General features: G+C 71.3%; 11 protein-coding genes and 1 riboswitch. Of the genes, 5 read left to right on the top strand and 6 right to left on the bottom strand.

Going from position 1 to position 16,523, the window contains the following annotated elements; translation table 11 throughout:
* Positions 1-61 precede the first annotated feature (61 nt).
* Entirely contained in the window at positions 62-4,639 is a 4,578-nt protein-coding gene (gene hrpA / locus SS2_RS02200) for an ATP-dependent RNA helicase HrpA (protein ID WP_281178651.1), read from the top strand.
* A gap of 88 nt (positions 4,640-4,727) precedes the next feature.
* Entirely contained in the window at positions 4,728-5,219 is a 492-nt protein-coding gene (locus tag SS2_RS02195; RefSeq protein WP_066460738.1) for a hypothetical protein, read from the top strand.
* Positions 5,220-5,268: 49 nt separating this feature from the next.
* Here the strand turns inward: SS2_RS02195 and SS2_RS02190 are convergent, their stop codons facing one another.
* On the bottom strand, positions 5,269-6,786 hold the full coding sequence (locus tag SS2_RS02190; protein WP_066460737.1) for an APC family permease: 1,518 nt from the start codon (positions 6,784-6,786) through the stop codon (positions 5,269-5,271).
* A gap of 418 nt (positions 6,787-7,204) precedes the next feature.
* Here SS2_RS02190 and SS2_RS02185 point away from each other — a divergent pair, with 418 nt between their 5' ends.
* Positions 7,205-8,419, top strand: a complete 1,215-nt coding sequence (locus SS2_RS02185; protein ID WP_066460736.1) for a cobalamin-independent methionine synthase II family protein — start codon at positions 7,205-7,207, stop codon at positions 8,417-8,419.
* Positions 8,420-8,473: 54 nt separating this feature from the next.
* Here the strand turns inward: SS2_RS02185 and srmL are convergent, their stop codons facing one another.
* The 4 genes from srmL to SS2_RS02165 form a co-directional block, all read right to left on the bottom strand.
* A complete protein-coding gene (gene srmL, locus SS2_RS02180; protein WP_066460735.1) occupies positions 8,474-9,592 on the bottom strand; it encodes a PheS-related mystery ligase SrmL in 1,119 nt (372 codons plus the stop codon).
* A gap of 221 nt (positions 9,593-9,813) precedes the next feature.
* Positions 9,814-10,743: an ROK family protein gene (locus SS2_RS02175; protein WP_066460734.1), complete on the bottom strand. Its 930-nt coding sequence runs from the start codon at positions 10,741-10,743 to the stop codon at positions 9,814-9,816.
* Positions 10,740-11,522 (bottom strand): glucosamine-6-phosphate deaminase, encoded by a 783-nt coding sequence (nagB, locus tag SS2_RS02170; protein WP_066460733.1) that lies wholly within the window; start codon positions 11,520-11,522, stop codon positions 10,740-10,742. The genes SS2_RS02175 and nagB overlap by 4 nt, the downstream gene beginning before the upstream one ends.
* Positions 11,523-11,630: 108 nt before the next feature.
* Entirely contained in the window at positions 11,631-12,788 is a 1,158-nt protein-coding gene (locus SS2_RS02165; RefSeq protein ID WP_066460732.1) for an ROK family transcriptional regulator, read from the bottom strand.
* Positions 12,789-12,876: 88 nt separating this feature from the next.
* Here SS2_RS02165 and SS2_RS02160 point away from each other — a divergent pair, with 88 nt between their 5' ends.
* Positions 12,877-14,307, top strand: coding sequence for a family 20 glycosylhydrolase (locus SS2_RS02160; protein ID WP_083941548.1), 1,431 nt, complete (start codon positions 12,877-12,879; stop codon positions 14,305-14,307).
* A 125-nt stretch (positions 14,308-14,432) separates the two neighbouring features.
* On the opposite strand, the gene nagA is transcribed toward SS2_RS02160, so the two are convergent.
* On the bottom strand, positions 14,433-15,602 hold the full coding sequence (nagA, locus tag SS2_RS02155; RefSeq protein ID WP_066460809.1) for an N-acetylglucosamine-6-phosphate deacetylase: 1,170 nt from the start codon (positions 15,600-15,602) through the stop codon (positions 14,433-14,435).
* A 154-nt stretch (positions 15,603-15,756) separates the two neighbouring features.
* Between nagA and SS2_RS02150 the strand changes: the two genes are divergently transcribed.
* Entirely contained in the window at positions 15,757-16,290 is a 534-nt protein-coding gene (locus SS2_RS02150) for a PH domain-containing protein (RefSeq protein ID WP_066460808.1), read from the top strand.
* Between the two features lie 126 nt (positions 16,291-16,416).
* Positions 16,417-16,521, top strand: a riboswitch (SAM riboswitch).
* Positions 16,522-16,523 lie beyond the last annotated feature (2 nt).

Below are 16,523 nucleotides of genomic sequence, written 5' to 3'. Positions count from 1 at the left end.
CCCCCTCCACCCAGCCGTCCGCCGGTGAAAAGACTTGCGGGGGCTGGGAGAATAGTGGCTTGTGAGCACGGCACCGAAGAACCCCGATCAAGGCAGCATCCCCGCGGGCCCCTCGGACGCAGCGGGCCCCTCGGGACCCGGTGGCTCGTCGACCCCTGAGCGCCCGGCGCGGTCCTCCCGAGGACGGCGCAGCGGACGTGGGAAGGCCGCGGGGCGCGGGCAGGGCGCACGCCCCACGGCCGCTGCGGCGCAGACGGACCGCGCGCCGAACCGTGCCCGCCTCGAGCGGGCCGCAGCCGCGCGCGCCGCGGTCGTCGTGCCGCCGATCACCTACCCCGAGCAGCTCCCGGTCTCCGCGCGCCGCGAGGACATCGCCGCGGCGATCCGGGACAACCAGGTGGTCATCGTCGCCGGTGAGACCGGCTCGGGGAAGACGACGCAGATCCCCAAGATCCTGCTGGACATGGGCCGCGGGCGCGCCGGGCAGATCGGGCACACCCAGCCGCGACGGATCGCGGCGCGCACCGTCGCCGAGCGCATCGCCGAGGAGGTGGGCACCCCCCTCGGCGAGATCGTCGGCTATCAGGTCCGCTTCACCGACACGTCCTCGGCGAACACCCTGGTCAAGGTCATGACCGACGGCATCCTGCTGGCCCAGATCCAGCGTGATCCTCAGCTGCTCGCCTACGACACCCTCATCATCGACGAGGCGCACGAGCGCAGCCTGAACATCGACTTCATCCTCGGCTACCTCACCCGACTGCTGCCCCAGCGCCCGGACCTCAAGGTGATCATCACCTCCGCGACCATCGACTCCGAGCGCTTCGCCCGGCACTTCGCCCCCGGCGGTCCCGTCCCCGAGCCCGGGGAGGGCGAGGCCGACGACCGCCCGCTCGCCCCCGTCATCGAGGTCTCCGGGCGCACCTTCCCCGTGGAGATCCGCTACCGCCCTCTCACCCCCGAGGACGCCTCGGCGAAGAAGGGCGGCGAGCGGGACCTCATGACCGGGATCTGCGACGCGGTCGACGAGCTGTGCGCCGTCGGGCCGGGAGACATCCTCGTCTTCCTCTCCGGCGAGCGAGAGATCCTCGACGCCGCCGACGCCCTCTCGGGACACCTCGGCGCCCGCACCACCGACCCGCGACGCCCCGACTACGTCGAGATCATGCCGCTGTACGCCCGGCTCTCCGCAGCCGAGCAGCACCGCGTCTTCCAGTCCCACCCGGGCCGCCGGGTGGTGCTGTCGACCAACGTCGCCGAGACGTCGCTGACCGTGCCGGGCATCCGCTACGTCGTCGACCCCGGGACGGCGCGCATCTCGCGCTACTCCAAGGCCACCAAGGTCCAGCGCCTGCCGATCGAGCCGATCTCCCAGGCGAGCGCGAACCAGCGCTCAGGGCGCTGCGGACGCGTGGCCGATGGCGTCGCGATCCGCCTGTACTCCGAAGAGGACTTCCTGTCTCGGCCGCCCTTCACCGAGCCGGAGATCCTGCGCACCTCCCTCGCCTCGGTGCTGCTGCAGATGATCTCCGTCGGGGTGGTCAGCTCCCCCGGAGACATGGCCCGCTTCCCCTTCGTGGAGTCCCCCGACACCCGCGCCATCCGCGACGGCGTGCAGCTGCTCACCGAGCTCGGAGCCCTGGAGCCGGCCAAGCGCGGGACCGGCTCGGCCGGCGACGACGGCGACGGCACCCGGCTCACCGAGACCGGCCGGGCCCTGGCGCAGCTGCCGATGGACCCGCGCCTGGCTCGGATGATCGTCGAGGGCGGCGCGCGTCATGCCGCCCGCGAGGTGATGATCATCGCCGCCGCGCTGTCCATCCAGGACCCGCGTGAGCGGCCCACGGAGTTCCGTACGCAGGCGGACCAGCTGCACGCCCGGTTCACCGACCCGACGTCGGACTTCCTCACCTACCTCAACCTGTGGGAGTACGTCCGCGCCCAGCAGCGGGACCTGTCCTCCTCGGCCTTCCGGCGACTGTGCCGAGCGGAGTACCTGAACTTCCTGCGGATCCGGGAGTGGCAGGACGTCGTCGGGCAGCTGCGGGAGATGGCCAAGCCGCTGGGGATCGTCATGAATGCACCGTCTCCGCGGCGGGCGGGGGACTCCGGGAGCGCGTCGGCGGCGGAGGGCTCGGGAAACACCGTGGCCTCCGCGGCCGGTCAGGCCACGGACGAACTCGACCTGCGTCAGACGTGGGACGGGGACACCATCCACCGGTCGCTGCTGGCCGGGCTGCTGTCCCAGATCGGCATGCAGGAGGCCACCGAGGTCAAGGCCTCCACCGTCAAGGGGCGGGAGACCGCCGCGGACCGCCGGGCCAAGAAGTTCGCGCGCAACGAGTACCTCGGTGCCCGCGGTGCCCGCTTCGCGATCTTCCCCGGCTCCGGCCTCGCCAAGAAGCCGCCGGCCTGGATCATGGCCGGTGAGCTCGTGGAGACGAGCCGGCTGTGGGGCCGCGACGTCGCCAAGATCCAGCCGGAGTGGGCCGAGGAGCTCGCCACGCACCTGGTCAAGCGCACCTACTCCGAGCCGCACTGGTCCACCAAGCAGGGCGCGGCCATGGCCATCGAGAAGGTGCTGCTCTACGGCGTGCCGATCGTGGCCGACCGCAAGGTCCTCTACTCCAAGGTCAACCCCGCCGAGGCCCGCGAGCTGTTCATCCGGCACGCCCTCGTCCAGGGTGAGTGGACCACCCACCACGAGTTCTTCGCCGAGAACCGGCGGCTGCTCGCCGAGGCGGCCGAGCTCGAGGCCCGCTCCCGCCAGCGCGGCCTGGTCGTCGACGACGACGCGCTCTTCGCCTTCTACGACGAGCGCGTGCCCGAGTCCGTGGTCTCCGCACGCCACTTCGACCAGTGGTGGAAGACCGCCCGGCGCACCGACCCCGAGCTGCTGACCTTCACCCCGGAGCTGCTCGTCCCCGAGGGCGCGGACACCGTCTCGGCCGAGGACTTCCCCCAGCAGTGGGTCCAGGGCGACCTCACGCTGCCGCTGACCTACCAGTTCCAGCCGGGCACCGAGGCGGACGGCGTGACCGTCCACATCCCCATCTCGGTGCTCAACCGGGTGGTCCCGGACGGCTTCGACTGGATGGTCCCCGGGCTGCTCGACGAGCTCACCACCGCGACCATCCGGTCCCTGCCCAAGCCCGTGCGGGTCCAGCTCGTGCCGGCCCCGGACGTCGCTCGCGGCGTCGTCACGTGGCTGCGGGAGAACTGCCCGGCGTGGCCGGACATCACCCGGGCCGGGGACATGGCCGAGTCCTTCCAGTCCGCCTTCTCCCGCGCGGTGGCAGCGCTGCGCGGGGTGGAGATCCCCGAGGACGCCTGGGACCCCGAGAAGCTCCCGCCGCACCTGCGGATGACCTTCCGGGTCTTCGAGGAGCGTGGCGGCCGGGCCGGGTCCGGTCCCCGCGGCGAGGTGGTGCTCGACGAGTCCAAGGACCTCGTCGCGCTCCAGCGCCGGTTGGCCGCCCAGTCCCAGGCCGCGGTGCGCTCGGCGGTCAAGACCGCCGTCGGCACCGCGCTGCGCGAGGCCCAGGCCGCCGCAGCTGCGCCCGCCACCCCGGCCCCCGGCTCCCCCGAGGGCGCCGAGGTCGTCCATCCGGGGCGAGGTCGTCTCGCTGAACAGACGACCTCGAACGCGACAGACGACCTCACCGGTGGGCGGGCCGGGCAGGGCGAGCAGGGCGGCGCGGGCGAGCAGGGCGGACCGGCGACCGGGGTCACCCTCGCCGAGTCGGGGCCGTTGAGCACCTGGCCCACCCCTCCGGCCACCCTGGCCGACGGCGTGCTGCCGGCCCAGGTCGACTCACCCGGGCCCGGTGGGATGGTCGTGCGCGGCTACCCCGCGCTCGTGGAGGAACGGTCCGGGAAGCAGATCACCGTGGCGCTGCGGATCCTCGCGGACGCGTCCCGGCAGACCAGCGAGCACACCCGTGGCGTGCGCCGGCTGCTGCTGACCGAGACCGCGATGCAGGCCTCCCGGGTGACCTCACGCTGGACCGGGACACAGTCGCTGACCCTCGCGGCGAGCCCGTACAAGAACACCGCGGCGCTGGTCGCCGACCTCCAGCTCGCGGCGGTCATCGCGCTCACCCCGAGCGCCGGGACCATCCGTGACCTGGCCGCCTATGCCACGGCGCGCGCAGCGGTGAAGGCGCGGCTCGAGGACGAGGTGCACGCCGTCGTCGGGCACGTGGTCGCGGCGCTCACCGCGGCGCGGACCCTCGACGGGGAGATCCGCTCCGCGAACTCCCTCGCGCTGCTCAACACCCTGGCTGACATCCGCGACCACGTGGGCGGGCTCGTCTACGACGGCTTCGTCTCGGCGACCCCGCCTGCGCAGCTGCCGCACCTCGTGCGGTACCTGCGCGCGGCGTCGTACCGGCTGGACAAGGCGATGGCCAACCCGAATCGCGACGCCGAGCTCGCCTGGCGGGTGCACGACGTCGAGGAGGCCTACGACAAGGCCCGTGCCGCCTACGCGGCGGGACGGCCGGACCCGGCCCGCGCGGCCGTCCTCGACGAGGCTCGCTGGATGATCGAGGAGCTGCGCGTGAGCCTCTTCGCCCAACAGCTCGGTACCAACGGCCCGGTGAGCGAGAAGCGGATCCGCAAGCTGCTGGACGGCTGACCGCCGAGGCACGTGCCCTCAGGGGGAGCGAACGCTACCGTGGGGGTCTCGCCGTCGCGGCGGGCTCTGCCGCTCAGAGGAGCAGATCATGACCCGGTTCCTCGCCCTGCCGCTCGTGGTGCGGTGGCTCGTGGTCTGCGCCCTGCTGCCGACGGCCCTGTGGGCGGCGCTCCTCGTGGTCGGTGCAGTGACCGAGAGCTTCTCGTCCGGTCTGGAGGGGCTCGAGCCTCTCGTCATGAGCATCGGCTATCTCTTCGTCATCCCCCTCTACACCGCCGTGCCCGGTGCTGCCGTCGGCGTGCTGCTCGGCTGCGCAGACCGGGCTCTGGGGCGGTCGGTCGAGGGGAGCCCGCATCGGCGCAGGGCAGCAGCTGTGGCCAGCACCGTGATGAGCGCACTGGTGGTGCTGGTGGCTCTGGGCCTCCAGATGCTCTGGTTCTCGGCCGAGTCGGTGCTGGTGTGGGTTGTCGGGAGTGTGGCCTGCGCTGTCATCCCGGCAGGGATCTGCTGGCGGCGGTACAGACGGATCGCCCGCTCCGAGGTGAGCGGGGACGGCCAGCGGGCTGATGCCCTGACGTGACCTCCGGTCGAGGCCAGAGCGGCCAGCACGGCCCGACCAGTCATGCCGGTCAGGGCGCGAGGGTGGGCGGGACCTCGGCGTCGGTGAGCGCCGCGCGGTCCTTGGCGAGCAGGCTGTGGCGGTAGGAGTAGGCCAGGTAGATGGCCGTGCCCAGGGCCAGCCAGGCGGCGAACCGCAACCACGTCAGGGTGGTGAGGTTGGTCATGAGCCACAGGCAGGCGACGCCGGACACGATCGGCAGCACCGGTGACCACGGCACGCGGAAGCCGCGCGGGAGGTCGGGACGGCTACGGCGCAGGAGCGGGATGCCGAAGCTCACCAGGACAAAGGCGGAGAGCGTGCCGATGTTGATCATCTCTTCGAGCAGCTCGACCTGGGCCAGCCCGGCGATGAGCGCCACCACGATCCCCGCGCCGACCTGCAGCCGGACCGGGGTGTGGAAGCGGTGCGACGTCTTGGACAGGCCGCGGGGCAGCAGACCGTCGCGGCTCATCGAGAAGACGATCCGGGTCAGGCCGAGCAGCAGCACCATGATCACCGAGGTGAGACCGAGCAGGATGCCGATCGAGATGACCTTCCCGGCCCAGTCCGCCCCCACCAGCACGAAGGCAGTGGTCAGCGACGGGCTGTCGGCGGCGGCCAGCTCGCGGAAGGAGACCATCCCGGTGACCACGATGGTCACGAGGATGTACAGGACGGTGACGACCGCGAGTCCGCCGAGGATCCCGCGGGGCAGTGCCCGCTGCGGGTCCTTGGTCTCCTCGGCCGTGGTCGCCACGACGTCGAAGCCGATGAAGGCGAAGAACACCAGAGCCGCGCCGGAGAGCACTCCGACGACCCCGTACATCGTGGGGTCCTGACCGGTCATGAACGCGAAGAGCGACTGGTGCAGACCGGAGGCGCTCTCGGCGGGCTCGGCCGGCGGGATGAAGGGCGAGTAGTTCTCGGCCTTCACGTAGAAGAAGCCCACCGCGATGATGAACAGCGTGATGGAGACCTTGAGGATGGTCAGCACCGCGTTGACGCGGGAGCTGAGCTTGGTGCCGATCGCCAGCAGGAGGGTGAACACCCCGACGATGACCACGGGGCCCCAGTCGATCGCCACCGGTCCGGCGTGGATGGTCGCCGGGACGTCGATGCCGAAGAGCGCGAAGGCGTCCGAGAGGTACACACCCCAGAACTTCGCGATCACCGCCGAGGCGAGCAGCATCTCCAGGATGAGGTCCCAGCCGATGATCCACGCCACGAACTCACCCATCGTGGCGTAGGAGAAGGTGTAGGCAGACCCGGCGATCGGCAGCGTCGAGGCGAACTCGGCGTAGCACATGATCGCCAGCCCGCACACGACCGAGGCGATGATGAAGGAGACGATGACCCCGGGGCCGGCGTAGTTGGCCGCGGCCGTCGCCCCGACGGAGAAGATGCCGGCGCCGACGGCGACCGCGACACCCATGACCGCCAGGTCCCACGCGGTGAGGGATCGCTTGAGCGACCTCTCGGGGTCGGTCGTCGACGCGAGTGCTTCCTCGACGCTCTTGCGCCGGAAGATGCTCGTGCTGCTGGCCATGCTGCTCCCTCATCGGCGACGTCATGGGTCGACAACGAGCATGCACCTACAACAACGGCCCCGCTACCCACGAGGGCGATACTTTACCGCCGTCTCACCGCCCTCAGTCCGCCGATGGTCCCCCGCCCGGGCCATCTGGCCGTGGCAGCGCTCTGGCCAGCGGCGACGCGACCAATCTCGTGCCGATCGCCGTCCACCAGACAAGATGTGGACGGCTCCGGACCGGCACGGCGACCCTGTGCAACCATGGCAGCGTTCGCAGCGCATCATGCGAGGCCTCGCGCCCGGCACCCCCGGGCACGCCTGCGATTCCCCGTCAGACATGCCCGGGGAGTCGTCCCCCTCGTGGCTCTCGGCTCCCTGCGGGACCACCGGCTCCACCAGCGGCGGTCCCAGGAAAGACCCGAGAGGACCTTCGATGCTCACCAGCGCCGACCACATCCAGACCACCCACGCCGGCTCCTTGCCGCGCACCCCCGAGCTCATCGCCGCGAACGAGGCCCGCGAGGCCGGTCGCGCCGACGCCGGCACCGACCACGAGGCCCTGCTCACCGCTGCGGTCGTCGACCTCGTCCAGCGTCAGAAGGACGCCGGCATCACCGTCCCTGGCGACGGCGAGTACGGGAAGTCGATGAGCTCGGCCATCGACTACGGCGCCTGGTGGTCCTACTCCTTCCAGCGCACCGGCGGCCTCGAGCTGGGCACCGACGTCAACTGGATCACCGACCAGCACGAATCCACCCCCGGCAACGTCCGCCTCACCGGCTTCGGGAACCGCCGCGACCGCGCGATCTTCGCCGAGGCCTACGCCGACCCGGAGTCGGGCATCTTCACCGGCGGCGCGCCCAAGCCCTTCCCCAAGACCACCGGTCCGCTCACGTACACCGGGCAGGCGGCCATCGCCTCCGACGTCGCCAACCTCAAGGCCGGGCTCGACGCCGCGGGCCTGAGCGAAGGCTTCATCACCTCGCTGTCCCCGGGCAGCGCCTCACGCATCTCCAACGAGTACTACGCGACCGAGGAAGAGCACATCTACGCGTGGGCCGACGTGCTGCGCGAGGAGTACACGGCGATCATCGACGCCGGCCTGGTGCTGCAGATCGACGACCCCTCGATCGCGGAGAACTGGGACCAGATCACCCCGGAGCCGAGCGTCGAGGACTATCTGGCATTCACCCGCATCCGGGTCGAGGCGCTCAACCACGCCCTGCGCGGGCTGCCCGAGGACCAGATCCGCTTCCACCTGTGCTGGGGTTCCTGGCACGGGCCGCACACGACCGACCTGCCGATGAAGGACATCGTCTCCACGATGCTCTCGATCAACGCCGGCGCGTACTCCTTCGAGGCGGCCAACGTCCGCCACGAGCACGAGTACCGGGTCTGGGACGACGTGGCGCTGCCCGAGGGCAAGCTCATCCTGCCCGGCGTCGTCAGCCACGCGACCAACGTCGTCGAGCACCCCGAGCTCGTGGCTGAGCGCATCGAGCGCTTCGCCGCGCGAGTGGGTCGCGAGAACGTCATCGCCTCGACCGACTGCGGCCTCGGTGGGCGCATCCACCCCCAGATCGCCGCGGCCAAGCTGGAGACCCTCGCCCAGGGTGCCGCGCTCGCGAGCGCTCGCCTGTGGTCCTGACCACCTGAGACGCGACAGGCCTGGACCGGCTCGTGGGAGCCGGTCCAGGCGTGCTCAGACCAGCTCCATCACCGGCCCCTCGTGCACGGCCGTGTAGATGATGTTGCGCATCGCGTTGGCCCCCTCCGACGTGAGCGTCCGGTCGATCGGGCGCAGGACGATCCTCAGGAGCAGATTGACCTGACCGGCCGTGATGGCCAGGCGCTCGCGCGCCGCCGGTGGCAGCTCGTCGTAGGTGGTGCGACTGAGCAGCTCGACCGACTCGACGACGTCTGCATCGTCCCCGAGAGCGGTTCTGATCCTGTCTCCCACCGTCTCCTCGTCTTCCTCCTCTCCGGTGACCACCGAGATGTCACGCCGTGCGGAAGGAAGGGCCGAGACGTGCTGCCAGGGCTCCAGGGTGAGCATCTGCGCGGCGATGCGCGGGTCCTGGGCCCTGAGGTATCGGATGTCGGGCACTGCCTTGCGCAGCATCAGCGCACGCTCCAGGCCCATGCCGAGCGCCAGCCCCGACCACCTGTCGGGGTCGAGGCCCGATCCCCGCAGGACGTCGGGGTGGATGCGGCCGCACTCGGCCAGCTCGAGCCACTCGCCGTCGTGGAGCACGTCGATCTGACGTCCACCGGTCGTGTAGGGATGGGTCACGTCGCTCACCGTCCACCGGGCTCCTGGGAGCACGGCGTCGACCACGAGCCCGATCATGGCGAGCATCTGCGCGTCGTCGGTGACCGGTGTGCTGCGGATGCGCCACAGGTCCACCTGGTGCGGTTCGCCGACATGGGTGCGGTCGACCGCGTCGCGCCGGTAGACCAAGCCGGGTGCCACGATCAGCTCGTCGACGCCGTCCCGGCCGGCATAGTCCTCGAGCGCAGCGGGAAGGTCGGCGCTCGTATGACTGCGCAGCATGACGGTCGGGCTGACGTACCGGGTGTACCGGCGGGCCCGGGTCACGTCCCCTCGGGCGTAGCCGAGGCGGTCGTAGTTGTCACGGACCGCGACCAGCGGGGTGTTGCGTACGTATCGAAGGGTCGCGCCGGACTCTGCGCGCACGGCTGCGACGACCGCGTCGAGCAGCGTCTGGACGGCATGCTCGCCGTGGGCGGGGTCTGTCAGGTCGCGCAGCGACAGGGCGCGTGAGAGCTGGTCAGGGGTCAGGTAGTGAGCGTGCGACATGGGGATATCTCCGTTGGACGTGCGGGCAGGTGAGGGATGAGCTCCCCCCGGCCGTGCCTACGGAGATCGTGCGCGCTAGGCGCGTGCGTCACAGACCCCGCGGCCATGTCCCGGCCGGGGGTGAGAAAATCGCTGCTGCTGCCAACGCACCGCATCAGGGTACATGCGGCCCCAGGGTGCGGCTAGCGGCTGCTTGAGCCGGCGGCCCGGGGACCGGTCCGTCACAGAGACGCGACGTCGAGCCTGCGGAAGGTCGCCAGGGCAGAGCCGAGCACGCCGGCCCGCTGACCGAGCTGGGCGGTGACGATCGGCGGGACCGTGGCCACGTGGGCCAGCGCCAGCAGGCGCTCGCGCAGCGGGACCACGAGCGTGTCCCCGGCTGCCGAGAGCCCGCCACCCAGGACGAGGCGCGAGGGGGACAGCAGGGTGATGACCCCCATCAGGCCGTGAGCGAGCCAGTCGATCGCCTCGGCCCACACCGCGTCGGCGCGCGGGTCCGTGCCCAGGTCGTTGACGACGTCGAGGGAGGTCGCACCGGGTCGCCCGATGGCCGCGGCGTAGGCATGGCCGATGGCGCGCGCCGAGCAGTACATCTCCAGGCAGCCGCGCTGCCCGCACGGGCAGGGACGTCCGTCGGGGACGATCGGCACGTGACCGAGCTCCCCGGCCTGGTGCAGCCCGCCTTCCACGGCCTGGCCGCCGCTGACGATGGTGGCCGCGATGCCGGTGCCGATGAACACCGCCACGAGGTCGTCGGTCCCGGCACCGGCGCCGAGGCGGTGCTCGGCCAGGCCGGCGACCGTGACGTCGTGGTGGACGTGGACGGGCAGGGCGACCCTCTCGCTGAGCCGGTCACCGACCGGCGTCCCGACCCACCCGAGGTTGCTGGCCAGCCGCACGACTCCGGTCTGCCCCTCGATGATCCCGGGGACACCCAGACCCACTGCGCGGACCCGGCCGCGATCGATCGGGTCGAGGGAGTCCATGAGCTGGCCGCAGAGCCGTTCGATGGTCGTCAGCGTCGCCTCGCCGTCGCCGTAGGGCGTGGGCAGGCTCGCGCTGGCGAGCGGGCGGCCGAGCCCGGCGTCGAGCACCTCACCGCGTGCGTTCGTCCCGCCGATGTCGAGGGCGAGGACGAGGGTGTCACTCACAGCTGCTGCCAGTCAGGCTTGTGGGCGTAGGAGTAGCGGTAGTAGTCGGTGAACTTCAACTGGGACGCGGCGGCCTCGTCGAGCAGGACGGTCGCATGCGGGTGCAGCTGGAGCACCGAGCCAGGACAGAAGGCGCTGAGCGGTCCTTCGACCATGGCCGCGACCACCTCGGCCTTGTTCTCCCCGCTGGCCACGAGCACGAGGTGGCGTGCCTCCAGGATCGTCCCGAGACCCTGGGTGAGGACGTGGAAGGGCACGTCCTCGACGCTGTCGAAGAAGCGGGCGTTGTCCTGGCGGGTCTGCTCGGTGAGGGTCTTGAGGCGGGTGCGCGAGGCGAGGGAGGAGCCGGGCTCGTTGAAGGCGATGTGCCCGTCGGTGCCGATGCCCAGCAGCTGCAGGTCGATGCCGCCGGCCGCCGCGATCGCGGCGTCGTAGCGTTCCCCTGCCGTGGCGATCTCCGCGGAGAAGCCGTCCGGGCTCTGCACGTGGTCATCGGTGATGTCCACGAGACCGGTGAACTCGCGGCGGATGACCTCGCGGTAGGACTCCGGGTGCCCCGCGGGCAGGCCGACGTACTCGTCCAGCAGGAAGGCCCGGGCATGGGCGAAGCTCATGCCCTGCTCCACGTGGCGGCGCACGAGCTCCCGGTAGACCGGCAGCGGGGAGGAGCCGGTCGCCAGCCCGAGGATCGGGGCCTCGTGGGAGCCCAGCAGCTGCTCGATCGAGTCCGCGACGATCGATGCGATGTCCTCGGCCGTCGGCTGGATCACGATCTCCATGGTGGCGCTCCTTCTGTGAGCGCAGCCGTCGCGCGCTCGTCGTCGATCCGGCCTGCTCGGCCGGACGGGGTTCTGGTCACAAGGGTCAGCTGATGCCGGACGCTCGGGTCATGACAGACCGAGCTCACGGTCCAAGACGTGGGCGGCGGCGCCGGCGAGGACGCCGTCGTGCCCGAGGCCAGACATCCGCAGGCGGACGTGCTGCTCACCGAAGGGACGGGTGAGGGCGAGCACCGTGGACTCGGCGGCCTGCAGCAGCGGGCCGTTGAGCAGCTCGTCGGGCCCGGAGAGGACGACGTCGCGCAGGCCGAGGGCCTGGGTGATGGGGGCGAGGATCTTGCCCAGCTGGCGTCCAGCCGCGGCGAGCACACCCGCTGCCTCCGCCTCGCTCAGGCCCTTGATCTTGGCGCGCAGGCGCGGCACGGCCACGAGGGACTCGAGGCAGCCGCGTCGTCCGCAGGAGCACTCTGGGCCGTCGGCCAGCACGTTGACGTGGCCGATCTCTCCCGCGGTGCCGTCCGGTCCGCGCAGCAGCGAGCCGTCCAGGAGGATTCCCGCGCCCACGCCGTGGCCGATCTCCACCAGCAGCAGACCGGAGCCGGACCCTTCCCCGAAGGTGTCCTCGGCGAGGGCGGCGGTGTCAGCGTCGTTGGCGACGTAGGCGGGGTAGCCGACCGCCTCTTCGAGCTCGGTGCGCAGGTCGACGTTGGTCCAGCCGAGGTTGGGCGCCCGGCGCACCACTCCGTCGACCGTGACGACGCCGGGGGTCCCGACGCCGATCCCGAGCACGCGTCCCGGTGAGGTCTTGATGAGGTGCTTGGTCAGCGCGATGGTCTTGTCGACCGCGTCCTGACCGGTCGCGCCGTCCAGGTCCACCTCGGTGGTCTTGACCCGTGACCCGGCGAGGTCGACGAGCGCACCGCGCAGCACCGCGTCGTCGGACAGGTCGAGGCACACGACGAAGCCGCCGGTGACGTTGACTCCGACGAGGGTGGCGGGCTTGCCCATGTGCGTGCCGGGGCGGACGCCGAGCTCGACGATGAGGCCGCTGTCCAGAAGGTCGGCGACGACGTCGGAGACCGTGACCCGGGCGAGCCCGGTCAGGCGCGCCAGGTCAGCTCGGCTGACCGGCCCTCCGTCGAAGAGGTGCTGGAGGACGAGGGCACGATGATGGATGCGTGCGTCCGACGGTAAAATCTTGCCCGCCGGAGATCCGGAGCGCGCCGATGAGCGACGGACATCGGCAGGGGCTGCGTTGCGTGCCATATACTAAGTACACCTTACATACTTAGTCGCTGTCAATCGGCTGGTCAGCGCTGATCCCCATCATGACAGGTCCTCAAAGGAGAGCACAATGCCCGTTCCGGTCCTTCCCGCCCCACTCCACACACGGTGCACAGATGGGAGAGAGTCACCCCTTCTGGTCCAGGACGTCGACGCGCTGGCCGCGTCGCTGACCTCGTGGGCACCGCGAGCAGGGGCCCTCGCCGCGCGCCTGGTGGACCGCATCCCCTCGACGGATCCGGCGGTGGACCCGGCTCCCCCGGTGGCCGTGGTCACCGGCATCGACGAGGCCCTCCCGGCCGAGGGCTACACCCTTGCCCTCACCGACGGGCGGTGGACGCTGCGCGCCGCCGACGAGGCCGGGGCGTTCTGGGCCGTGCAGACCCTCACCCAGCTGGTCCGCGACGGCCAGGTCCCCGACGTCGAGATCTCCGACCACCCCGCCTACGCGGTGCGCGGCGTCATGCTCGACATCAGCCGGTTCTTCCTCGGCCCGGACTCCATCAAGAAGGCCATCGACCTCGCCTCGGCCTACCGCCTCAACACGCTGCACCTGCACCTCACCGACGACCAGGGCTGGCGCCTGGAGATCGAGAACCGGCCGCTGCTCACCGAGCTCGCCTCCGGGACCGACGTCGGCGGGGGCACCGGCGGGTTCCTCACCCTCGCCGACTTCGAGGAGCTCCAGGACTACGCGGCCGCGCTGCACGTCACGATCGTCCCCGAGATCGACCTGCCCGGTCACAGCCACGCGGCGCAGATCGCCTACCCCGAGATCAGCCCGGACGGCGAGCCCCGCGAACCGTACCTGGGCACCGAGGTCGGCTTCAGCGCGCTGCACCTGACCGCCGAGGAGTCATGGAGCTTCGTGGACGACGTCGTCGCCTCCGTCGCCAAGCACACCCGCGGGGAGTACATCCACCTCGGCGGCGACGAGTCGCTCACCCTGAGCGAGGAGGACTACCGGGTGTACATGGAGCGCCTGGCGCAGGTCGGGGTGAAGTACGGCAAGAAGCTCACCTTCTGGCAGGAGGCCTCCGTCGCCCAGCTGCCCGCTCAGACCCGCCTGCAGTTCTGGAACATGCGCGAGCGGACCGCCCACATGGCCGCGGTGGCCCGTGACCAGGACGTCACCTTCATCGCCTCCCCGGCCACCCGTGCCTACCTGGACCAGAAGTACACCGCGGACTCCACGCTCGGCCTGGACTGGGCGGCGCTGGTCGACGTCGAGGACGCCTACGGCTGGGACCCCGTCGCCGAGCTGCCGAACATCCCGGCAGAGTCGATCGTCGGCGTCGAGGCATGCCTGTGGTCGGAGACGGTGCGCTCCTTCGACGACGCGACCACGCTCATCCTGCCCCGCCTGCCCGCCGTCGCCTCGGTGGCGTGGGGCTCGCCCAAGGACTTCCCGGCCTTCGCCGCAGCCCTGAGCCAGCACGGCACCTGGTGGGCCAGCGAGGGCCTGGCCTTCCACCGGTCAGAGGCCATCGCCTGGGCCTGACCTCCTGCACCCGAGCACGACGACGGGGCCGGCAGCCGTGAGCTGCCGGCCCCGTCGTGGTCAGAGAGCGGTGTCTCGTCAGACCGCGGCGTCGTCAAACCACGGCGTCGTCAGAGAGCGGTGCGTCAGACTGCGGTCGTCGAGCGCTGCGTCGCCCGGAACACCTCGCGGACGGTCAGCGCGTCGTCGAGGATCACCACGTCAGCACGGGCACCCGGCTCGAGGTTGCCCACGTCGGTGCGCCCGAGCACCGCGGCCGGGGTGGTGGTGACGGCGGCGAGGGCGTCCTCGAAGGGGACGCCGGCCACCGCCGTGGCGAAGCGCAGCGCAGCGTCCAGGGTGAGGGTGCTGCCAGCGATCGCGCCGCCCTCGCGCAGCCGCGCCACACCGTCGACGACGTCGACGACGAGGTCGCCGAGCAGGTACTCCCCGTCACTGACCCCGGTGGCCGCCATGGCGTCGGTGACCAGGACGGTGCGGCCAGGGCCGGCCGCGCGCGCCGCGTGCTGCACGGTCAGGGCGTGCAGGTGGACGCCGTCGGCCACGAGCTCGACCGCCACGCGGGGGTCCTCGAGCAGCGCGAGGACCGGTCCGGGCACGCGGTGGTGGACGGGCAGCATGGCGTTGAACAGGTGGGTGGCCAGGGTGACTCCGGCATCGACCGAGGCGACGGCGGTCGCGGCGTCGGCGTCGGTGTGCCCGATCGCGGCGACCGCACCGTGGCTGACGATCCGGCGCACGGCGTCGAGCCCACCGGGGAGCTCGGGGGCGATGGTGACCACCTTGACGGCGCCGGGACGAGCGCCGAGCAGGAAGTCGATGTCCTCGATCGCCGGGTCGCGCAGCAGCTGGGGGTCGTGGGCACCGCGGTGGGCGGGGCTCAGCCACGGGCCTTCCAGGTGGATGCCTGCCAGGTCCCCCGCCTCCACGAGGTCGGCCAGCGCCTCGACCGCGGTGCGCAGCGTCGGCAGGGACTGGGTGACCAGGCTCGCGATCATCGTCGTGGTGCCGTGGGCGAGGTGGGTGGCGATGACCGTCCGGGCGTCGTCGACGAGCGAGTCGCCGGCCCCGAAGGCCGCCCCGCCGCCGCCGTGGGAATGGATGTCGACGAAGCCGGGCACCACGCGGTGGCCGGCGGCGTCGACCTGGCGAAGGTGCGCCCGCTCGGCGGGCACGTCCCCCTCGCCCACCGCCGCGACCAGGCCGTTCTCGACCGCGAGCCAGCCGTCCACCAGGACCCGCTGACCGGTGTGCACTGTCCCGCCGGTGATGACATACGCCTCGAAGTTGGTCACGCGCACACCATAGCGACGTCGATGTCGCCCGCGCACCTTCGCACCGGACGCCCCCCGGCCGGGACTGGCGGCCCGCACGAGCACCGACCTTCTGCGCCGATCTGGCCACCCAGGAGCCATGTCCCTGCAGGTGGCGCTGTGGCAGGATGCCGCCATGGGAATCCAGAGCACGCTCGGTGCGGACGAGCACGTCGTCCTCAACCTCCGCACGCACGTCAAGGCGCTCTTCCTGGCGATCGTCATCGCCGTGGTGACGATCGTGGCAGGCGTGGTCCTCGCCCTCCTGGTCCCGGCGGGATCAGCGCAGGCGGGCCTGCGCTGGGCGATCCTCGGCGTCGCGGTGGTGATCCTCGTGGCGGGCAGCGTGCTGCCCTTCCTGCGCTGGGCCACCTCGCGGTACACGATCACCAACCGCCGGCTCATCACCCGCAGCGGGATCATCACCCGCACCGGCCGGGACATCCCGCTCTACCGGATCAACGACGTGACGTACGAGAAGGGCCTGCTGGACCGGATCCTGGGCTGCGGCACCATCGTCATCTCCGACGCGACCGACAAGGCCGGCGTGGTGCTGCACGACGTCCCCCGCGTGGAGCAGGTCCAGGTCCAGCTGCACGAACTGCTCTTCGCCGCGGACGACGGCTCCGACGACGGCGAGTTCCCGCCCACCGAGCCGCGTCGACGCTGAGTGCTGGGTTGTTCACGCAATTACGGCTGATGTGCGTGCACAAGCCAGCACTCAGCGTCTCCGGTTGGTGGGGTCTCGGCATGTGAGAAGGTCTAGACCGACAGGTGGATGGCTCCTAGGGTGGGACCACCATCCAGAGCGGTTGAGAGTCCTGGCTCGTCGACACCGCAGCAACCCCCCACAATGGAAGCCTCCTGAGGGTGCGGGTGCTAACGCCAGGTCCGATGGAGAGA

Source organism: Sanguibacter suarezii NBRC 16159 (assembly GCF_001552735.1).
GTDB lineage: Bacteria > Actinomycetota > Actinomycetes > Actinomycetales > Cellulomonadaceae > Sanguibacter > Sanguibacter suarezii.
Note: the sequence above shows the minus strand (reverse complement) of the source record. Positions and strands in the feature narration are given on the sequence as shown.

Bases quoted from the DNA above. Each gene is read 5' to 3' on its own strand.
- SS2_RS02195 (WP_066460738.1), top strand. From the start codon at position 4,728: ATGACCCGGTTCCTCGCCCTGCCGCTCGTGGTGCGGTGGCTCGTGGTC.
- SS2_RS02190 (WP_066460737.1), bottom strand. From the start codon at position 6,786: ATGGCCAGCAGCACGAGCATCTTCCGGCGCAAGAGCGTCGAGGAAGCA.
- SS2_RS02185 (WP_066460736.1), top strand. From the start codon at position 7,205: ATGCTCACCAGCGCCGACCACATCCAGACCACCCACGCCGGCTCCTTG.
- srmL (WP_066460735.1), bottom strand. From the start codon at position 9,592: ATGTCGCACGCTCACTACCTGACCCCTGACCAGCTCTCACGCGCCCTG.
- nagB (WP_066460733.1), bottom strand. From the start codon at position 11,522: ATGGAGATCGTGATCCAGCCGACGGCCGAGGACATCGCATCGATCGTC.
- SS2_RS02165 (WP_066460732.1), bottom strand. From the start codon at position 12,788: ATGGCACGCAACGCAGCCCCTGCCGATGTCCGTCGCTCATCGGCGCGC.
- SS2_RS02160 (WP_083941548.1), top strand. From the start codon at position 12,877: ATGCCCGTTCCGGTCCTTCCCGCCCCACTCCACACACGGTGCACAGAT.
- SS2_RS02150 (WP_066460808.1), top strand. From the start codon at position 15,757: ATGGGAATCCAGAGCACGCTCGGTGCGGACGAGCACGTCGTCCTCAAC.